Origin of the sequence: Tellurirhabdus rosea, assembly GCF_026278345.1 — a bacterium.
GTDB classification, from domain to species: Bacteria; Bacteroidota; Bacteroidia; order Cytophagales; family Spirosomataceae; genus Tellurirhabdus; species Tellurirhabdus rosea.
The window spans coordinates 2,769,412-2,790,000 of the sequence record NZ_CP111085.1 but is presented as its reverse complement, the minus strand read 5'-3'; the positions used below and the strand labels follow the sequence as shown (position 1 = coordinate 2,790,000).

At 52.6% G+C, this 20,589-nt stretch carries 15 protein-coding genes (1 of these 15 only partly in view); 2 read left to right on the top strand and 13 right to left on the bottom strand.

Going from position 1 to position 20,589, the window contains the following annotated elements; genetic code table 11:
- Positions 1-240 carry the 5' portion of an L-glutamate gamma-semialdehyde dehydrogenase gene (gene pruA, locus ORG26_RS11695; RefSeq protein WP_266369295.1) on the bottom strand. 1,392 nt of this gene lie to the left of the window's left edge, so only the first 240 of its 1,632 coding nucleotides appear in the window; its start codon is at positions 238-240; the stop codon falls past the left edge of the window.
- Positions 241-410: 170 nt separating this feature from the next.
- Between pruA and thrC the strand changes: the two genes are divergently transcribed.
- A complete protein-coding gene (gene thrC, locus ORG26_RS11690; protein WP_266369293.1) occupies positions 411-1,718 on the top strand; it encodes a threonine synthase in 1,308 nt (435 codons plus the stop codon).
- A gap of 80 nt (positions 1,719-1,798) precedes the next feature.
- Here thrC and ORG26_RS11685 read toward each other — a convergent pair whose 3' ends face one another.
- The 6 genes from ORG26_RS11685 to ORG26_RS11660 form a co-directional block, all read right to left on the bottom strand.
- Entirely contained in the window at positions 1,799-3,598 is a 1,800-nt protein-coding gene (locus ORG26_RS11685) for a tetratricopeptide repeat protein (protein WP_266369292.1), read from the bottom strand.
- Positions 3,599-4,176: 578 nt separating this feature from the next.
- Positions 4,177-5,784 carry an Ig-like domain-containing domain gene (locus ORG26_RS11680; protein ID WP_266369291.1) on the bottom strand — a complete coding sequence of 536 codons (1,608 nt, stop codon included), beginning with the start codon at positions 5,782-5,784 and terminating at the stop codon, positions 4,177-4,179.
- A gap of 50 nt (positions 5,785-5,834) precedes the next feature.
- Entirely contained in the window at positions 5,835-6,725 is an 891-nt protein-coding gene (locus ORG26_RS11675) for a class I SAM-dependent methyltransferase (RefSeq protein ID WP_266369290.1), read from the bottom strand.
- A 1-nt stretch (position 6,726) separates the two neighbouring features.
- The gene (gene mnmG / locus ORG26_RS11670) at positions 6,727-8,589 is read right to left on the bottom strand and encodes a tRNA uridine-5-carboxymethylaminomethyl(34) synthesis enzyme MnmG (protein ID WP_266369289.1); all 1,863 of its coding nucleotides are present in this window, start codon (positions 8,587-8,589) and stop codon (positions 6,727-6,729) included.
- Between the two features lie 184 nt (positions 8,590-8,773).
- Positions 8,774-12,238: a DUF4175 family protein gene (locus ORG26_RS11665; RefSeq protein ID WP_266369394.1), complete on the bottom strand. Its 3,465-nt coding sequence runs from the start codon at positions 12,236-12,238 to the stop codon at positions 8,774-8,776.
- A 38-nt stretch (positions 12,239-12,276) separates the two neighbouring features.
- Positions 12,277-12,639 carry a hypothetical protein gene (locus ORG26_RS11660; protein ID WP_323134427.1) on the bottom strand — a complete coding sequence of 121 codons (363 nt, stop codon included), beginning with the start codon at positions 12,637-12,639 and terminating at the stop codon, positions 12,277-12,279.
- 156 nt (positions 12,640-12,795) lie between these two features.
- On the opposite strand from ORG26_RS11660, the gene ORG26_RS11655 reads away from it, so the two are divergent.
- Positions 12,796-13,506 (top strand): ComF family protein, encoded by a 711-nt coding sequence (locus ORG26_RS11655; RefSeq protein ID WP_266369288.1) that lies wholly within the window; start codon positions 12,796-12,798, stop codon positions 13,504-13,506.
- A 38-nt stretch (positions 13,507-13,544) separates the two neighbouring features.
- On the opposite strand, the gene ORG26_RS11650 is transcribed toward ORG26_RS11655, so the two are convergent.
- From ORG26_RS11650 to ORG26_RS11625, 6 genes are all read right to left on the bottom strand, one after another.
- Positions 13,545-14,774 carry an SUMF1/EgtB/PvdO family nonheme iron enzyme gene (locus tag ORG26_RS11650; RefSeq protein WP_323134426.1) on the bottom strand — a complete coding sequence of 410 codons (1,230 nt, stop codon included), beginning with the start codon at positions 14,772-14,774 and terminating at the stop codon, positions 13,545-13,547.
- Positions 14,775-14,870: 96 nt separating this feature from the next.
- On the bottom strand, positions 14,871-18,239 hold the full coding sequence (gene mfd, locus ORG26_RS11645; protein WP_266369285.1) for a transcription-repair coupling factor: 3,369 nt from the start codon (positions 18,237-18,239) through the stop codon (positions 14,871-14,873).
- Between the two features lie 144 nt (positions 18,240-18,383).
- Complete coding sequence (locus ORG26_RS11640) at positions 18,384-18,821, bottom strand: barstar family protein (RefSeq protein WP_266369283.1); 438 nt, start codon at positions 18,819-18,821, stop codon at positions 18,384-18,386.
- A 126-nt stretch (positions 18,822-18,947) separates the two neighbouring features.
- Entirely contained in the window at positions 18,948-19,379 is a 432-nt protein-coding gene (locus ORG26_RS11635) for a guanyl-specific ribonuclease (RefSeq protein WP_266369282.1), read from the bottom strand.
- Between the two features lie 96 nt (positions 19,380-19,475).
- Positions 19,476-19,772 carry a muconolactone Delta-isomerase family protein gene (locus ORG26_RS11630; RefSeq protein WP_266369281.1) on the bottom strand — a complete coding sequence of 99 codons (297 nt, stop codon included), beginning with the start codon at positions 19,770-19,772 and terminating at the stop codon, positions 19,476-19,478.
- Positions 19,773-19,784: 12 nt separating this feature from the next.
- Positions 19,785-20,453: an alpha/beta hydrolase gene (locus tag ORG26_RS11625; RefSeq protein ID WP_266369279.1), complete on the bottom strand. Its 669-nt coding sequence runs from the start codon at positions 20,451-20,453 to the stop codon at positions 19,785-19,787.
- Positions 20,454-20,589: the final 136 nt, after the last annotated feature.

Sequence of the window (20,589 nt, the reverse complement as noted above, 5' to 3'; positions counted from 1 at the left end):
GTGCTGTGCGTCGCCTTCGTGGTAATAGGCAAGTACCTGCTGGTGATTATGAGGAGCAACGATGGGATTTTTCGTTTCGGTGCGAACCTCCTCTCCGCCAATGTACATCGGAATGTCGCGTACCGTTGACGTTGCTTCAGCCAAGGCCGCTTTTAAGCTGGCGCGTTCCGGCGAACCCGGCCGATATTCTTTAACCGGCTCGTTTTGCGGAAACGGAACCTGAAAAAAGCCTACTGACATAATTTGATTTTAGTTTTTGACGAACCGCTAAGTTAACGAAATATGGATGAACCGCGTTCGTTTTGCAGCGGGCTTATCAGGATACGGCTAATTGTCCATTATGAAATCGTTAACAACCGCCGGTAGTTTGTTTTTATATTCTTAACTTGCAACAACTTTTATTTCGAAATATGAAATTTTACAGCACTCGGAATACAACATTTACGGTGGACATGGAAGAAGCTTTGCTTCGAAGCATGCCGCTGGACAAAGGGTTATATATGCCGGTTCGGCTGCCGGAACTGGGTCCGGACTTTTTCAATCGAATCTCGGACGGGTCTCTGGCCGAAATCGCTTATGCGATCAGCTTGGAATTGTTTGGTAGCGAGATCCCGGCCGACCGGCTGAAGTCACTCGTTGATCAGGCGTTTCCGTTTGATACCCCGGTTGTTTTTCTGGAAGATGGTAAAACCGCCGTTCTGGAGCTTTTTCACGGTCCGTCCCAGGCATTCAAGGATGTCGGTGCCCGCTACATGGCGGCTATGATGGGCTATTTTCTGGAACGTTCGGATCGTGAAATCCATATCCTTGTGGCTACTTCCGGGGATACCGGCGGAGCGGTGGCGATGGGCTTTCTGGGTGTGAAGGGTGTGAAGGTGACCATTTTGTATCCCTCCGGACGGGTGAGCGAATTGCAGGAAAAGCAATTGACCACGCTTGGACAGAACATTACGGCGCTGGAAGTAGACGGGTCATTCGACGACTGTCAGGCGATGGTCAAGGCCGCTTTTGCAGATGAAGATCTGAATGCGGCGTACAATCTGGCTTCTGCCAACTCGATCAACATCTTTCGTCTGATTCCGCAGGGATTCTACTACGTGCGGGCATTTGGACAGGTAAAGGACTGTGGAAAACCAGTCGTCTTTTCCACACCCAGCGGAAATTTTGGTAATCTGAGCGCCGGCGTTCTCGTACACCGGATGGGGCTGCCTGTCCAGCAGTTCGTAGCGGCCACCAACCGGAATCATGTCGTTCCCTCTTACCTCTCCACGGGCGACTTTAGCCCCCATCCTTCGATCAGTACAATTTCCAACGCGATGGATGTGGGCAATCCCAGCAATTTTGTTCGGCTTACTCACCTGTTTGACGAGGATTATGACCGCCTGACCGAGCAGGTAACCGGCTACTGGTTTGATGACGAAGCCACCCGAAACGCCATGCGCCAGGTTTATCAACAGTATGGCTACGTGATGTGTCCGCATACCGCCGTGGGCTACCTTGGTTTGCAGAGTTATCAACAGCAAAACCCGGATACCTGTGGAATAACGCTGGCGACGGCGCATCCGGCCAAGTTTAAGGAACTGGTGGAATCCGTGATTGAGCATCCGGTTGACGTTCCGGAAGCGCTGGCAGTTCTCATGAACCGTGAAAAACAAAGCATTCGCATTCCGGCTAATTTTGAAGCCCTGAAGGAGTATCTGATGCCGGCGACGGTGTAAGTTATCCACACCGAACTCCCTCTAAATGTGGAAAACCGCTCCGGGTCCGGAGCGGTTTTCCACTGAAAAGCAAACGGTACTCAGTTGATCGTATCTCCCCGCAGGGTTCTGAACCGCTTGCGGGATTCGGCTCCGAAAATACTTCCGGGGTATTTCTGCAAAAGCTGGGTGTACAACTCCATCGCCTTCTCCTTGTCTTTTTTGTTGTCCTCGTACACTTTGGCCGTCAGAAACAGCGCATCGTCGCCCAGTACGTCCGTGGAATAATCCGCATTGATCTTTTCGAGATCTTTCAGTGCTTCGTCTACCTGGCTTTGTTTGAGAAGGGTATTAGCCCGCAGCCAGAGAATATTGTCCGCCAGACTGTGGGATTTATATTTTTCGTACAGCTTACTCAGTTCAACAGCGGCCTCATTCACCTTGTTCTGAAACATCATCAGTTCGACCGAAGCAAACTCCTTCATGGCCGTTTCGGAGCTGTCCAAACCGGTGTTGTCCATAATCAGCAGGCTTAGCGAATTGGCGTCATTGGCAATTTCGCGGGAGGTGGCCATTTTCAGGATGTCCAGAATCTCCTTGGCCAGTTCAAACTCGCCTTTGAAGTAGTGCAGCCGGGCGTTCCGGAGTTTGGCGTCATGCCCCAGTTGTTCTTCTTTCTGCGATTTTTCCACCTGCGAATAAAGCAGCGTCGCCTCCCAGGGCTCGCTTTTCAGGAGGTAGATATCCCCCATGTCCAGTTTACAGCGGTCGGTGAAGTTTTTGTCCGCCTGCCCGACTTTAACCGCCTGGTCGAGAATCGTGAGCGCGGTATCTTTTTCGTCCAGCTGAAAGGCATAGAGGTTTGCCGTGCTGCGCAGCGCTTCCAGGGTCCGGGTGTTCTGCCCCATCTCCTGCAACAGTCGCTGGTAATCGGCAATCAGCTTCCGGATTTCAAGTTTATCCACAGGGTATGTGGTTTTAACCTGTTCTTCCCGGGCTTTGATCACCATCCGTTTGGCAAAGGGATACAGCTGGCCCTGTGGGTATTCCTTGGCTACGTACTCAAACATGGCCGCCGCATTTTTGTAATCTTTGTTCTGAAGCGCAACGGCCGCCAGGTCGTACACCCGAACGCCGGTCAGCTTCATGCGCTTGTCCAGCGCCCTTTCCTGAATAAACGCTTTATAGAATTCTTTTTTTTGCGTTAAGTACCAGACGAGCATCTCCGTGAAAAACATCTCGTTCGGATTTTCCTGCACTTTTCGGTACAGGACCGATTCCAGCATCTTCTGGTCGGCTTCCTTCAGGTTGTCCTGGAGCATAGCCTGCACATTTTCCCGATTAGCCGGTGATAAGCCCCAACGGAGCAGTTCATCGATCATGTTTTCCTTTTGCCCGGCGGCGCCGTAGAGCCTAGCCAGCTCACCCGCGAACGAATTAGGCTCCCGCGAAACGTCGCGTGCTTTCCGCAAAGTTTTGATAGCCCAGGTGTTTTTCCCTTCGTCGGCAAAGTTCTGCGCCAGTTGAGTAAGCGCCGCCACCGAGTTGCCGGATACCGACAACGCCTTGTCGAAGTATTCAGCCGCTTTGACCGAATCCCGCCGGCTTTCTTCCAGAACACCCGACTGCATCCAGACCTGCGGATTTTTTGAATCTGATTTCGAGAGGCGCTTCAGGGTCTTCTCCGCTTCCTCGATCCGGTTGAGGCGCATGGCACTTTGAACGTACCTCGCCAGCACCGGACCCGACGCTTCCGTCTTCAACAACTTCTGGTACATGGTCAGCGCTTTGTCGAACTCGCCTTTCTTAAAATACTCATCGGCCAGTTCCTGACTGTCCTGAGCTGCTGCCCCTGTCCACAGACAAAGCAGAGTTATCAACACACCTAGATACCTCTTCATTATTATTCTTTTTTCTTTTTTTAAATATAACTATTAGGTGGTTCTGCACTGTGGATATGTGGATAACAAAGTTATTAACGTCTAACTAAGTTAAATGTGGATAGTTTTTGTTATTTATCCACAGGAGGCTTAGAGTTGTCAACATTCAAAACTCTGATAAACAGTATATTACAGTTTTGTCCACATCACTTTGTTGATAACCTTCTATTTTGTACACATTTCCACAGGACGAATTTTCCACTTTTCCACGTGTGGAATAACTACCCCAAAACTTGTGGAAAAGAACAGACTTTTACACTTATCCACATGTGGAAAAATTAAATCCACATTCCGATCCGAACTGTCCACAAGTTGTTCCCCTTCAAGTCTGCAGTTATCCACACAGATAACGCATTTATCAACCTAGTTATCCACACGATTCTTGTGTATTTTTTATTTTACATTGACCTTTTTTTAAGGCAGGTGGACAAATAGCCGGAGCTTATCCACATTTCAGCCACTTTGCCCCTGATTTCTGCGCTTTACAAACGAAAAAACCCGCCGAAGCGGGTTTGCAAGGTCTGATTTCAGAGACTTATCTACAATGTGTTGATATCCTGGCTGTATTCGAAGTTCTGCTTCAGCGGAATCACGGTTGGGTAGTGGATAATGGGCTCGGGGAGCTGGCGTTCCGGTAAGTTGCCGCTATCCCATTTGCCGTTGCCGTTTTTGTCCAGAATGACACGGAGCCGGTATTTGCCAGGCTTCACGTACGTAAAGCGGTACGTTGGCGTGTTGAACTGCCGGTCTACCACCTTGAAGTTTTCATTCAACAGTTCTACGATGAATTTTGGCTCTGTTGTGTTTATCTGCCCGAAAAGCACGCCGTAATTTTCCGGGTTCCGGAGTGCATACTGGTATCGGGCTGCGGCGGTTGAGTCGTTCTGAATACTGATAAAAGCGCCCTTGCCGAGCATAAACCGGATCGACTGCCGGGCGGGGGTGCTTTTGGTAATGGTTAACTGCGTGCGGCTGTTACTCCAGACAAAATTTTCAGCGGCCAGCGGCACCAGCGTCAGACTATCCGTAAATAACCGGATGGAATCGGGAGTGGTGCGCGCCACCGGTTTGGAGAACTGAATGACAAATTTTGCGTTCCGTTCGATGTCGTCGCCCGTTCCGGGCTGCACTCTTGCTTCCAGCGCCACCGGCTTTTCTTGCCGACTGGCCTGACGGAAACGAATTCCCTGGTTGAGAGTGGCCGTATTACCCAGGGAGTCCAGCGCATTGATCTGGACGCGGATGGTATCTGTTGATGAGCTAGTGTTGAAAAAAGTCAGTTCGGAAGGCGTTCGAAGAAACGACGGAAGGCTGTCGGCGGGGTTAGCAAACTGTGTTCGGTAGTCGGTGAGGCCCCGGTCAAAAACCAGCGTGTAGCTGGAAGCCCGCTGCTCCGTACGGGATACGCGCGGCGGCGTATTGTAATAAGGAAACAACTCAAACTTCAGGGTATCCACATTTCGGTTTACTACCAGCGAGTCCCGCAGAAAAGCCACGCGCTCGACGCCCGGGTTGTAAAGCAGATTCAGGTTTTTGTCATCGAAGGCGAAAACCCGGTAAGTGCCGGAACGGATGTTTTCCAGATTGAAGTTGCCCGAGGTATCCGTTCGGGTAAAGAAGTAGGGTTTTATTCTGGTCGGCGTCAAGGTGTCCGAAGGAATGTACAATCCCACCAAAGTATTCAGAACAGGCAGACCGGTTTGCAGATCCACTACATTGCCCCGCACCCGAAGCGAATCGATGAGGTTACCGGTGCTGAAAACCAGTTTGAGATTAAGCGCCGGATTGCCTTCGTTCACATCTTTTACCGCATCCGTAAAGTTCAGCGTATAGGTTGTGCTGTCCTTCAACGGTTTCTCGAACAGAATCCGGAAGCTGTTTGGACGGGCTTTGACCCGGAAAATTTCGTCGGGCTGCGGCGTGATAATGATCTTCTGATTCGGGTTGTCGAGGCGGATGTCTTCGTTAAACGTCAGTTCAATGATTTGCCCCTTGAAGTTTTTCTGCCGGTTGATGGGTAAACTTTCGGTCAGGACCGGAGCCAGCGTGTCCTTTTTTCCACCCACCGGAGGGACGACCTGGGAGCAGGAATCCAGGAAAAACAAAGCGGCGAGAAAAAAGAGCAGAACGGATAACGTGGTTTTCATAGGCACACAAACGCCCCGAATAGGCTTTTCGGGGCGTCGCAGAAATAGGGTCAGACTGCTTTTGCAATATAGATTACACTCGAATAATTACCGCCATTGCGGTACGCCTCCCAATTAGAACGAAGTCCGTTCAGAAAACTTTCAAGGTAGGCAGGCTTTCCATCCCGATTTTTTGTACTCAGGAGATTTACGTAAAAAGCGTCGAAAAGCATGGGCTTCTGCTCCTGAATCTGGAAGCCATGTTTGGCCAGTAATTTTCCCAGCGTTTTCGGCGCGAAATGGTAAAGGTGCCGGGGAACGTCAAAGGCCGCCCACTCCCGACGGTAAGCTTTTGCGTCCCATGATTCATAATTCGGAACAGCGATGACCAGGTGTCCGCCCGTTCGGATATGGGCTTTGAACCACTGCAGGGTGTCCTCCAGCGCATGGATATGTTCGAGAACGTGCCAGAGCGTGACTACATCAAACGGCGATTTCACGGGTAATTCCGGCAGCGACGGCGCGATGGTGTGGCCCGTCCGTTGAATGGCTTGCGCCCGGGCCTGCTCATCCGGCTCCATTCCCGACACCTGCCATCCCGCCTCTTTCGCCTCCGCCAAAAAATAGCCCGAGCCGCAGCCCACGTCGAGCAATTGACCTCGGCCCGGCTGCAGGCTGTCGATCAGACTTACCTTTTGCTTCAGTGTAATCGAGCGCACCGAATGGTAGAGCTGGCTGATTAAACCTTTCCGGGTATCACTATGGGAAATGTACTCGCTGGACTGGTAATAACGACCAATGCTGTCGGGGGTTGGCCGCGGATTGGTCAGTTTAAAATCACACTCGCGGCATTGCTGAATGGTAAAAGCCTCTCCGGATACCAGATTGTCCTGGCAGGTAAGCCAGTCTGTAAACGAATCAGCGCCGCAGACCGGGCACGTTTTTACAAATTCAAGCGTCATATTACCGACCTAGATACACCATTAAAATTGAAATATCGGAAGGGCTCACTCCGCTGATGCGGGATGCCTGGCCAATGGTTTGCGGACGAATGCGTTTCAACTTCTCCTTCCCTTCAAACGAAAGGGCCGCTAGCCGGTCGTAGTTGAAGTTGGGATGAATGGAAAGACTTTCGAGCTTTTCCATCTTTTCCACATTCAGCTGTTCCTTTTCCACATAGCTTTCGTACTTCACCGAAATGACCGCTTCTTCCACGGTTTCCCGGTCGAACTGCGTTAGGTAATCCGCTACGGACTGGCCCAGTTGTGGAAGTTCGTCGAAGCTTACTTCCGGCCGTTTCAACAGGTTATAAACCGAGGTTTTTTCCCGGGTTGGCGCGCTGCCGAGCGATTGCAGATAGCCGTTTATTTCCTCCGGTAGAACCCGCATTTGCTTCAACTCCGACACGATGGCCGCTACATTGGCCCGCTTGGCAACCACCCGGTCGTAACGCTCCTGGGAGGCGAGACCAATGGCGTAGCTTTTTTCGGTCAGGCGCAAATCCGCGTTATCCTGGCGAAGCAGCGTCCGGTATTCGGCGCGGGAGGTAAACATCCGGTAGGGTTCTTCCGTCCCTTTGTTGATGAGGTCGTCGATGAGAACGCCGATATACGCTTCCGACCGACGGAGGGTAAATTCAGGCAATTCGTGCGAACGATTATGCGCGTTGATGCCGGCCATCAATCCCTGGCAGGCGGCTTCCTCATAACCTGTGGTCCCGTTGATTTGTCCGGCAAAGAAAAGTCCGCTCACCCGATGCGTTTCGAGGGTGGGCTTCAACTGGGTCGGCGGGAAGAAATCGTATTCCACGGCATAGCCCGGACGAAACATCTTGGCGTTTTCAAAGCCCGGAATTTTCCGCAGAGCACTTATCTGAACATCCTCGGGCAGCGACGTGGAAAATCCATTGACGTATACTTCCACGGTGTCCCATCCTTCCGGCTCCACGAAAATCTGGTGGCGGTCTTTATCGGCGAATCGGTTGATTTTATCCTCTACCGAAGGGCAGTAGCGGGGACCAAGCCCTTTAATCCGGCCCGTAAACATGGGCGATTTTTCGAAACCGGTCCGTAGAATCTGGTGCACTTCCTCATTCGTGTAGGTAATCCAGCAACTACGCTGTTTCCGCAGCGGCTTTGTATCCAGATACGAAAACTTACCCGGTTCTTCGTCGCCGGGCTGTTCTTCCATTTTCGAATAATCAAGGCTCCGTCCATCGACCCGCGGCGGAGTGCCCGTTTTCATGCGGCCGCTTTCAAAGCCGAGGGAAATAAGCTGTTCGGTCAGGCCCGTTGCCGAACGTTCGGCCGTTCTTCCGCCCCCGAAAACTTTTTCGCCAATGAAAAGCTGACCGTTAAGAAATGTACCGTTGGTTAGAACGACGGACCGGGCGGCGATCTCCATGCCCATGCTGGTCTTTACGCCAACCGTACGGCCGTCTTTCACCAGAACCTCGGTGACGGTGTCCTGCCAGAAGTCAACATTGGGAGTTTGTTCGAGAACCGTTCGCCATTCACCGGCAAACAGCATCCGGTCGCTCTGGCAGCGGGGACTCCACATGGCGGGCCCTTTCGACCGGTTCAGCATCCGAAACTGAATCATCGTTTTGTCGCTGATGATTCCGGACTGACCACCCAGCGCATCGATCTCCCGAACAATCTGGCCCTTGGCTACTCCGCCCATAGCCGGGTTGCAGGACATCTGCGCAATGGTCTGCATATTCATCGTAATCAGTAGCACTTTCGACCCCAGGGTCGCGGCGGCCGTGGCGGCTTCACAACCGGCATGCCCTGCTCCTACTACGATCACATCATACGGTTCAAACATGAATTTGCTTGCTTTATTTTATCAAGTTTCGTCAAATGTTCCACGTGGAAACTTTTGCGAATTTGTATCAAGTGCGGAATATTTCACAAAGATACTTTAGTTCACCAAGGAATTGAAGTGATTGAAGAACAAGACATCAATCTAAATAATTCACCCAAAAAAAAGGGGGCTAATGCCCCCCTGGTTACTGTACCCGTTTGAAGTAGGTGTCCACTTCGCGTTTGTAGAACGGCGAAAGATTAGGCGGCACCGAACGCAGAAGTTCGACCTGCTTTTGCTTTTCTTTCGCCAGCTGGTTGAGCTGCGGAGGAATCAGGCGTGGAACGGGTTTAGCCTGCTCGGCTTTCCGCTGCATGTCTTCTTCCTGTTCCTTGATGGCTTTCTCTGATTCGAGCAGGCGGGTAAGCATTTCCTCCTGCCGTTTCATGGTGTTTTGGTTAACCCGCTTATTCACCAGATCGGTCTCCGTTTCATCCATTTTATTCATCAGTTCCTGAAGCTCGTTGCCAAGCTTTTTGCCGCCTTCCGTGCCTTTCTGCGCATCCTGAATTTCCTTCAGCATTTTGCGAATCATGGCCTGCTCCTGCGCCAGCCGCGACAGTTCCTCGGACATTTGCCGACCTCCCTGCCCGCCCTGGCCCTGCTGCAGCATTTTCTTCATCTGGTCGTTCAGCTTCTTCTGCATCTGTCCAAGCCCCTGAGACTGCTTCTGGCCTTTCTTCTTTCCTTTGCCTGAGCTGGAAGAAGACATCTGGCTCATCTGCTGTTGCATCTGCTTGAAGACATCGCTCAGCATTAATGCCAGGTTATTAATCGAGGTCATCGCAAACTGCTGTTTCCCGGTGGCCACATTCAGACGACGCTCCTTGATGTATTTGGCGCTTTCGTCCATGTACCCTTTCATGTTGTTCAACTCACGGGTCACGAACGTCTGTATTTGCATCACCCGGTTGGCGAGCGCATACAGACTATCTTCAATAATCTTGGCATCGTCCTGAAGCTTCAACTGCTCCTGAGCCAGTTTCACGAAGCGGGGGTCCTGCAGAGAAACGCCTTTGAAGTCTTTCATCAGGCGCTCCTGGTCGTGGGAAAGCGTCAGCAGGTTCTCCAGAATGTCCCGCAGGTCGTCCATGTTTTCGGACATTTCTTCCCCTTCCTGCGACTCCATCTGCTCCTGCAACTGCTGGCTCATCTGCTTCATCTGCTGAGCGGCCTTCTTCTGGGACTGCGACGCTTTGTTATTCTGCTTTTGCTGAAGTTGCTTCTGGCTCTGCTGCTGCTGCTCGCTAATCTGCTCCTGAAGGTCTTTCTGGGTATCCGGCTTGGGTCCGTTTTTCATGTCCTCGGCCATCTTCTCAATTTCCTTCAGGGATTCTTTGGTCTCCTCAAATTCCTTGGAAAGCTCCTCCTGCTCCTTTTGCAGTTCGCCGGAATCTTCTTTACCCTCCTGCTTATCGTCTTTTCCGTTCTGCTTATCGTCTTTTCCGTTCTGCTTGTCGTCCTTGCCGTTCTCCTTATTTTTCTCAGCCGACTTATCGTCTTTTCCTTTCTGCTTATCGTCGGCCTTCTGCTTGTCTTCCGCTTTCTGCTGATCGGTCTTTTCGGCTAATTTCTCCTGCTGCTCAGCCTGCTTTTCGAGGTCTTTGATGGCCGTTTCCATCTTCTGCTCCATTTGCAGCTGCTTGAAAAGTTCGAGAGCCCGTTCGAGTTCTTTCTCCAGATTTTTCTCTTTATTTTTCAGCTTGTCGAGCATGTCGATCATCCGCTCGTCCTGCTTCTGGTCAAGCATCTTTTTGAGTTCCTCGTACAGCTTCTGCGTCTCCGGGTCCATCAGTTCATTCATCATCTTCTGCAACTGCTCGAATTTCTGAGCGAGTTCCGGACTCTGCTGATTGAAGCGCTGCTGGCGGTCGTTGTTGATCCGGTTCTGTTCCTGCAGCTGCTTCAGCTCCTGCATGATCTCTTCCCGCTTTTTCAGAAGCTCCTCGGCCTGTTTCTTATCCTGGAAGTCGAGGCCCTTTTTCGTCTGCAGGCGGTTCTCCAGCGCGTTCAGTTCCCGTTTCAGCTGCTGGGTTTTGGCGAGCGTTTTGTCCAGTTTGCTTTCGGTCTGCTGGGCAGAGCGGGACGCTTCCTCTTCGAGTTTGTTCTGATCCGGGACGGTGAACTGACCAAAGGAAGACCGGGCGCTTTTGTAGTTGTTAGGAGCATCGTTGTCCCAGACCTGCACAAAATACTCCAGACGGTCGCCCGGCTGCATTTTCAGCGAATCCAGACCCCACTGGTAATAGAAGTTCTGCGTAGCCGCCGAACGGTTAAACGGAATAGCTATGGAAGCATACCGATTGCCCGGAGCCTGTCCGGCACGGATGACTTTGTACTGGACATTGAGGCGCGAGAAGCCGTGGTCATCCGTAATCGAACCGCCCAAAACGATGTAGTTGAAGTAGGTGGTGTCCCGGTAATTCTCCAGAGAAACCTGCGGGAAACGGTCGGGAATGACGTTCAGACTATACTGAATATTGTCCCGGTTCGAGGCGACTTTGTTCTTCAGATAGACGGCATACTGAGTCGAGCGCTTGGCCAGCCGGTCAATCTCAAATTCGTCGGACGACTGCTTCTGGGCGAACCGGCTGCCCACCTCGTCGCTGAATTTGATGCGAACTGAATCCGTATTCGAAGCGGCAAAACGCCAGGTGACCGTCGTTCCTTCCGGCACCAACAGGTTGCCCACGTTGGATAGCTGCTCCGCCGGTTTGTTCAGATAAGCCGGGTAAATCAGACTGACGTCGAACGACAGAAGACTCGGCCGGTCGACCACCTTCAGCACGTAGTTTCCGGATTTGTAGCCGGAAGCTTCCAGATGAAAAGCCACGTCCCGCTGGACATTATCAAACGTGTACGTATAGCTACCCCGTTCCATTTCGCTCAGTTTGAAGCGGGTTTGGTTGATGACCAGAAAGACGCCTTCCGGCAAAGCATTTCCGTTCAGCGCCATATTCAGCGTAAAATCTTCGTTGCGGAAGGCCTGCAGATTCTGGTTTTTGACCACAAACTGAAACGGGGCTTCATCGGCAAACTCCTCATCGTAGCGGACAATTCGCGTCGAAGAGGAAGTTAACAGTGCCGGATACAATAGCAGAATAAGCCCAATCGCCAGCGCCGGGATGACCGCGTATTTCAGAAAACGCCGGTTCTTTTCAATCTGAATGGCGTCGGCAAAGCGGACAATCAGCAGCTGGCTCGAACGCTGGTTCAGACTGGCCTGGAGCAGGTCGCTCTGCTGGCGGGTAAGAGCACTTAGCTGAAGCGTGTTCAGCAGCTTGTCTCCCACTTCCGGAAAATAGTGACCAATCTGCCGAGCCGCCTCATCATCGGACAGGGGCCTCTGCAGACCAAACAGATGAATCAACGGCTTGACAACCCAGTAATACAGGCCGCCCGCCAGAAGCGCAATGGAGCCGAAAAACAAGGCTCCCCGCACGGGCGAACTGAAGCGGCCAAAGTACTCAGCCGTGTTGGTAAACAGATAAACCGACAGCGCAAAAGCCAGAAAGAAAATGCCGCCCTTCGCCAGTTGGTTTAAATAATACTTCTTCTTGTACTCTTCAAGCCGCTGCAGGAGCGTTTGAATCGAGTCGTAGGCCTGCATCATGGGTTGTCGTGTGAAAGGGTTGTAAAGCGTAATGATTAGTTTTCGGAGCCGGCTTCCGGAGCCATTTCCTGAAAATATTTGACTACGTGTAGTTTCAATAATTTCTCCTGCGTCAGCAGATCCACATGCGGAAGTTGCTGGACCAGCTTCCAGTGGGGCCAGCCGTCCTTGTCTACTCCTTCCAGTTCATAGTAACCCGATAAACTTAGTATTTTACAAATGGCAATGTGCATCAGGTCCTGCTTCTGTTCCTTGGTAAAAAAAAGGGCTCCTTTTCCCAACTCCTGTACGCCAATCAGAAACAGGACGCTGTTGAGATCAGCGGGTCGTTTTCCTACATTTTCCTGAAGGTAATCGAGCACGGCCTCATACTCGTGTTCAATCTCAAAATCCACCATAATTATTCAACGAAAAACTAATTAAAATAAGGACAAGCCAGCGCGCGAAATGTTGCCGATTTCGCTAAAAAAATAAGGCTGATACTCAGGCCGGAAGCATGACTTATTCGTGGCGCGAGCGTCTAACGAATATACATCAAAAACCCGTTAACTGCTATGGTGGTTCAATGGATTCGTACGGGCTGGCCTCAATTGCTCGACCTGTTCTTCCCCAATGTCTGTCTCCTCTGCCAGACGGGCCTCGAAACTGGGGAAGAAATCGTCTGTACGGGCTGTCGGCTCAAGCTCCCCGAGACCCTGTTGCATCGCACTCCGGACGACCCTTTCCTCATGAACCGTTTTGCCGGAAAGGTGCCGGTCGCCTTTGTGTATGCGTATGTATATTTTCAGAAAAAAGGTCCGGTGCAGAAACTCATTCACGCCCTGAAATACAAACAGCGTCAGGATGTCGGTCTGGCGCTGGGCAGGTGGTACGGAAAGCAGTTGAAGGAAGAAGCCGGTATTGCCGTGGAGTCGGACGTCATCGTTCCGGTTCCGCTGCATCCGGCCCGGTACCAGCAGCGGGGGTACAACCAGGCGGACTGCTTTGCGCAGGGTCTGGCCGAAGCTCTCGAAATCCCCTACCGGGTTGACCTGCTCAAACGCACAAAGAAGACCGAAAGCCAGACCCGCAAGGATCGCATGCAGCGCTGGGAGAACGTGGGGTCGGTGTTTGCCATTGAAGACCGCGGGGCTATTGAAAACTTACGTATCCTTCTGGTCGACGATGTGCTCACCACGGGCGCGACGCTGGAAGCCTGTGCGGAGGTGTTGCTCCAGGCCGGCTGCCAGTCGGTCGGTATACTAACAATTGCGGCCGCCCGATAACCGGGCGGCCGCAAAAATGTATCAGCAAAAACCAATAGTTACTTGTTCCGTCCTCCGGCGATCATGGCGCAGCGGAAACCGATGGTAGCCGTTGCCGAATCCTGATCGAGGTAACGCCGCGTTCCCGGAGCGAGCCAGTAAGAAACGTCGGACCAGGAACCGCCTTTGTAAACGCGGGCTTTGTCGTTGATCAGCGAGTTGCTGTTCTTCTGGTCGTAGTTCTTCTCTTCGTCCAGGTATCCGTTCCGGCGCAGCGGGTTCAGGTCGTTGACGTCCTGATACGAAAGCGGGCGGTACACGTCATACACCCACTCGTTGACGTTTCCGGCCATGTTGTACAGACCAAAGTCGTTCGGGGGATACGAATAGATTTCCTGAGTGATGATCGCGCCGTCGTTCGATTTTCCGGCAATACCGGCGTAGTCACCGCGGCCACGCTTGAAGTTCGCCAGCATCTGGCCCTGCTTACGACCGCGCTGCGGGTTCCGTACCGATGACCCGTCCCACGGATAGATCCGCTGGTTCGACTGGTTTTCGTCGAGGTACTGCGTACCGATCAGTGCTTTTGCGGCGTACTCCCATTCGGCTTCTGACGGCAGGCGGTAGTTCGGCAGGATGCGACCGCTTTCGAGAGCGTAGTTGGTTTGTGAACCTTTCGCTTCCGGAGCAGCCTGCTCGGCACCTTCCACGTCACCTTTCTTACGACGTTTCAGGGAGAAGCCTTTCTTCTGGCCTTTCGAGGCATCTTTGCCCATCAGGTTCGCATTCACGGCATTCGTACGCCAGATCGCGTAGTCGTTCGCCTGCACCCACGATACGCCGACGACCGGGTAATACCGGAAGCCCGGGAAGCGCAGGTACTGCGTCACGTACGGGTCGTTATACGACAGGGGGTGCGTCCAGACGTTGGTGTCTGGCAGGGCGCGGGTATAAAATTCTTCCGACGAATCCTTCTGGACGGCGTTCAGGTATTCGAGGTAGTGAATGTTGGCAATTTCGGTTTCGTCCATGTAGAACGACTGGATGCTGACCGTCCGCTCGCGGTTATCCCGGGAATTTACTACGTCTTCCTCCAAAGCGCCCATCGTAAAACGGCCGCCCTCCACAAACACCAGGTTTGGCCCGGCGCTCTGCCCTTTGTACTTCGCTACCTGAAACCCTTCCTTCTGGTTGTACGCAATACCCGTGGCCGTACTCTGCTTGCCCGGATTCACGCTCGTCGGGCGCTTACTTTTACACGCAGCAAAGGCCGCCGTGAAAGCCAGCATAACGGCAATTGAACGTAACGGTTGCTTTCGATTCATTGTGTTTATGTAACTGATAGACCTCCAAAAATAGATTCTCTGGTATTAACTTCCCAATGCTCACTCCAACATCTTCGCCAGAATATCACGCATCTGATCTACGGATGTAACGTGTTCCTGCTTCACCACCAGCTTGCCTTTTATTTCTTTCATCGAACAAACGGCCGGATGTTTCTGAACGTAGTCGATTACTTGACCAAACTGACCGGATTTAAAGAACTCGTCATTCCCTTCTGAAACGAATGTTCCGCGCAGGATATTATTCTTAAGAGTCAATTTTTCAAGCTGTAACTGTTCTGCTTTCCAGCGTACATCCACCAGCTTGATCAGGTTCTCGACACCGTCGGGCAGCGCTCCGAACCGGTCGACGAGCGAAGCCCGGAATTCATCTAGCTCCTGCTGCGTCTGGATGTTGTCCAGCCGGGAATACAACGCCAGACGTTCAGAAATATTGGATACATATTTTTCCGGAATCAGCACTTCCAGGTCCGTCTCGATAACCGTGTCCGGCAAAACCGACTTGAAGAAGTCGTCATTGGGCGCAAACAGGTCTTTAAACTCGGTTTCTTTCAGTTCCTGAACGGCTTCATCCAGAATCTTGTGATACATTTCGTACCCTAAATCGTTGATAAATCCGCTCTGTTCGGCGCCCAGCAGGTTGCCCGCCCCGCGGATGTCGAGGTCACGCATGGCGATTTTGAACCCTTCGCCCAGTTCAGAGAAGTCCTCCAGTGTTTGCAGGCGCTTCCGGGCGTCCGTAGTCAGCACCGACATCGGCGGGGTCAGTAAATAGCAAAACGCTTTTTTGTTCGAACGGCCCACCCGCCCGCGCATCTGGTGCAGGTCCGACAGCCCGAACATGTGCGCCGAATTGATCATGATGGTGTTGGCGTTCGGAATGTCGAGACCGGACTCGATGATGTTGGTCGATACCAGTACGTCGTAATCACCTTCGATGAACTTGGTCATAATCCGCTCCAGCTTCTCCCCTTCCATCTGCCCGTGGGCCACAGCCACTTTAGCGTCCGGGACGAGCCGGATGATGAGGCTGGCCATAGACTCGATATCGTTGACCCGGTTATGGACAAAAAACACCTGACCGCCGCGCCGGATTTCGTAGCTGATGGCGTCGCGCACCACATTCTCGTGGAAAACGTGTACTTCCGTCGTGACAGGCTGGCGGTTGGGCGGTGGAGTGGCAATCACCGAAAGGTCGCGGGCGCCCATCAGCGAGAAGTGCAGGGTCCGGGGAATGGGCGTGGCCGTCAGGGTCAACACGTCTACCTCCACACGCATTTCCTTCAGGCGGTCTTTGACTTTAACGCCGAACTTCTGCTCTTCATCAATCACCAGCAGGCCGAGGTCCTTGAATTTGACGTCCTTGTTGACAATCCGGTGCGTTCCGATGAGAATCTGCGTTTCGCCCGCCGCCACGCGTCTCAGGGTGTCCTTGATCTGCGTCGTTGTTTTGAAACGGTTGATGTACTCGATCTTCACCGGAAAATCGGCCAGCCGCTCGCGGAACGTGTTGTAGTGCTGCATCGCCAGAATGGTCGTCGGGACCAGAATCGCGACCTGTTTGTTGTCGCAGACGGCCTTGAACGCCGCCCGGATGGCCACTTCCGTTTTGCCGAAGCCCACGTCGCCGCAGACGAGGCGGTCCATCGGGTGCGGCCGTTCCATATCGTCCTTGACGTCGTTGGTTGCTTTGGCCTGGTCGGGGGTATCTTCGTAAATGAACGAGGATTCCAGTTCGGCCTGCAGAAAGCTGTCGTGCGAAAAGGCGTAGCCCGGGGCCGTGCGGCGTTTCGAGTACAGGGCGATCAGCTCTTTGGCGATATCCTTGACCTGTTTCTTGACGCGGGACTTCTTGAGTTCCCATTCCTGCGAACCGAGCTTGCTCATCGTCGGCGGGCCGCCTTCCTTGCCGCTGTACTTGGCAATCTTGTGCAGACTCTGGATGCTGACGAGCAGAATGTCGTTGTCGCGGTAAATCAGGCGCACGGCTTCCTGCTCACGACCGCCGACGTCCACTTTTTCCAGACCCGCAAACCGCCCGATGCCGTGGTCTACATGCGTGACGTAATCGCCCGGCTGCAGTGTCTTCAGTTCCCGCAGGGTCAGCGCCTTCGATTTGGAAAACTTGTCCCGGACGCGGTATTTGTAATATCGGTCAAAGATCTGGTGGTCGGTGTAGCAGACCAGTTTCAGGTGTTCGTCGACAAACCCTTCCTTGAGCGAAATCGATAGGGGCTGAAACTTCAAAAAGCGGTCGAGTTCTTCAAAAATGGTCCGCAGGCGTTCCTGCTGTTTGAAGGACTCCGCCACGATGATGTTCGTGTAGCCCTTCTGCTGGTTTTCGCCAAGATTATCGACCAGCCGCTTGAAGTCCTTGTTGAACGAGGGCTGCGGCCGCGACTGGTACGTGAGCCGCCCTTCGGTCTTGAAATAAAAACGGCGGCCAAACTCGACCGTCCGGAACGTTTTCACCTGGTTGAGAAAGCCCCGGCGGGTTTCGAACAGCTCGTTCGGGTCGGATACCACCTGAATGCCGCCTTTACCGCCTACGATCTTTTCCAGGCTCTGTTCGGCTTTCTCGAAACTGTTTTCCAGCAGTTCCAGCGTCAGTTCTACATCTTTGAACCAGACGGCCGTGTGCTCCGGAAAAAAGTCGAGGAACGGCTCCCGGCTTTCGTGGACCAGCTTGTTTTCAATGTTGGGAATAATGTTGATGCTCTCGACGGCGTCCGTGGAAAGCTGCGTCTCCGGATTGAAAGCCCGAATGCTGTCCACTTCATCGCCGAACAGCTCGATCCGGTACGGAAATTCGCTCGCGAACGAAAAGACGTCAATGATGCCGCCGCGGATGGAAAACTGCCCCGCTTCGTAGACAAAGTCCGTCTTTTCGAAATCGTAACTGTTAAGCAGTTCGTTGACGAAATTGGCGTCGAGCCGGTCGCCGACCCGCACGGTCAGCGTATTAGCCCGCAGAGTCTTCTTGTTGATGACTTTTTCGGACAGCGCTTCCGGGTAGGTCACCACCAGCACACCTTCTTTGGGCGACGCATTGAGTTTGTTGAGGACCTCGGCCCGCATCAGCACATTGGCATTTTCCACTTCCTCGTATTGATACGGCTTTTTGTAAGACATGGGGAAAAACAGCACGGTATCGGAACCGCGCTCGGTCTGCCCCAGCAGATTCTGCAGATCATTGAAGAAGTAGGAAGCTTCCTCTTTATCCGAAAGAATAAAAAGGTGCGTGCCCTGATTAATTCGGTAAATGGCCGCCGCCAGAACGGCATCCAGACTGCCGGCGATGCCTTTCAACTGCACCCGGGCGGGCTCCGAACCTAGCTGGGCAATCTGCCCGGCGATCAGTTTGATAAAACTTTCCTCTGTGTAAAGAGAGAGTAAATCGGCTACTTTCATACATGGAAACCTGCCGGAAACGGTACCGCAGGCTGAAAGATCAATAAATCAGGCTTAACGCTAAAAGCCGCAAAGACGAAAATCCCTGCGGCAAAAGTTAACGGCTTAACACAGTGGTTTTCCGTTTTGTTGCAAAAAAGGCCGCTAAGAAACGACCTGGTACGCAAAATCTTCGCGGTCGAACAAATCCTGCATCCGCGGGCTCGGGTCCAGGGCAATGACCAACTCCATCGGCGAAATTTCTTCGACCTCCTCATCGACGTATTTCCAGTCTTCGGCCGTCGCGTCGAGGATGTTCAGCAGATCGACGATTTTCTCTTCCTTAGGCTCCTGGGCCAGAAAGGCGTCGCTGTTGGCGATGTAGAGGACGACTTTTTCGTCTTCGAGCCAGTCGAAATCGTTGAGCAGTTCGTCGAGGGAGTCGAGGTTGTACCCGAAATAGTCCGGGAAGTCCAGCGCTACGGCAATGGCTTCGTAGAACGCCTTCAGCGTGGGCGTCTGCCGACCGTCTATTCTGGCAATGCGAAACCCGGCGTACTGGCTGAGGACCGCTTCGGACGGGATAAAGACAAAATTGGGCATGCTTTCTGGGGGTTATTGAAGGGCGGTTCTCGCAGATTGACGCGGATTTTTAGCGCAGATTGACACAGAATTTTCAGCGAAAATCCGCGATAAAAATCTGCGTCAATCTGCGAGAAATACACCCTTTTATTTCACTTCAACAAACGAATTATAATGATCTTGCGTGAACCAGGCCCGGCCGTCGGAGCCGGTCACGAGCCGTTCCGCGCCCCGGTTCCGGCCGGATACTTTCGGATTAACATCCCACTCCTGATACCGGATTTCTTCACCTGACAAATCCCGGCGGGGCAGATGGTTTTCGTAATTACCGAATCGCCGTCCGCCGACGTAGCCGTCCGGTGGCCGCCGGTTAGCCCGGACGTAGCGCAGGACTTCGTAGACTTTCGGCGGAACGCTTTGCCGGGCCTGATAGCGGGTCTGAACCGGCCGGCGGTCGAGCTGCTTTTCCTGCCGCTGGCGACTTTGGCCCGTTTCGGTTTGCGAATAACCGCTCAGCGCGGTAAGCCCGCTTAGAATCAGAAAGGTAAGGTACAGGAAACGGCGTAAAAAAGTAGGCATAGCAAAAATGTACGGTTGGGCGAAGGTAAGGCTTCCAGAAAAGGGCAAAGCCCGAACCTCCATTTAAAAGATTCGGGCTGATGGAACATAATGACTTCAGTTCAACGAAAACAGCGGCATACGCAGCGAAACGATGTTGTTGAACATCAGTTCGGAAATAGTTGGCTCCATGTAATCAATGAGCGGGAACTCTTCGATGATGTTCATGACATCGATTTCCGTCTGCGCTTTAATGACGCACCAAAGTTTCTGGCGGTCCATGGAAAGAGAATACGACAGAATGGTGCCGCTTTCCATCAACTCGTTGACTTTAATACGTTGAGCCGGAATTTTAAGCATAAACTCTTCCGTCATTTCCTGCGGAAGGTCAAATTCGATCATAAACTGGCTCATAGGAGTAGAGAGTTAATCGCTTTCCGACTGGCCGATGCGCACCCCGGGGGTTGGCGTTCCGGCTATCAATTCATTAACGATTTTTAGCTGGTCTTCGTTGACCGAATGCGGAAAATTTGGGTACAATTTCATCGTGACCAGCGCACCCATCGCCCGAAATACGCCTTCTGACTCGATCACGCGCTCTTTTGGAATGTGCGGGTCTTTGTCGCTGCACCCCAGAAAAACCGGCGTCCCGTCAAACTCTCCGTCGTACAGCCGCGGCGTTCCCGGCGGACCGATCAGCCCGCCGCTCAGGCCAAAAATGCCGCCGTACGGCAGCGGGTTCCGGGCGGTAAATTCGAGCGACAGACAGGCCCCCTGCGAAAATCCGAGCCAGAAGATCTGGTGCGATTTGAAATTGAAATCCGACTGCAACCGCGCCCGGACCCCGGCCAGCGTTGTCAGGGCCGACGACAGATAAGGCTCGTTCTCTTCCATCGGGCGAAGAAAAGAGTGCGGATACCAGGTACTGTTCGCCGCCTGTGGGGCAACGAAGGCAAACGTGTCGTCTTCGATGTACTGCGACAGCGACAGAATATCCTGGGCGGACCCTCCCCGGCCGTGGACCATAATCATGACCTTGGAAGCCTTCTCCAGCGGGACGCCAGCGGTTGCAATATTGTTTGGATTGTGGATCATTGTTGTAGATAAGAGACAAGACGTTAGAGAAAAGACGTTAGACACTAGACACTGGACAAGGGACGCTGGACAGGATACTTGGAATTTGGGAGATGGACAAACCCAGCGTAAGCCGGTTCCGTCTCATACCTCATGT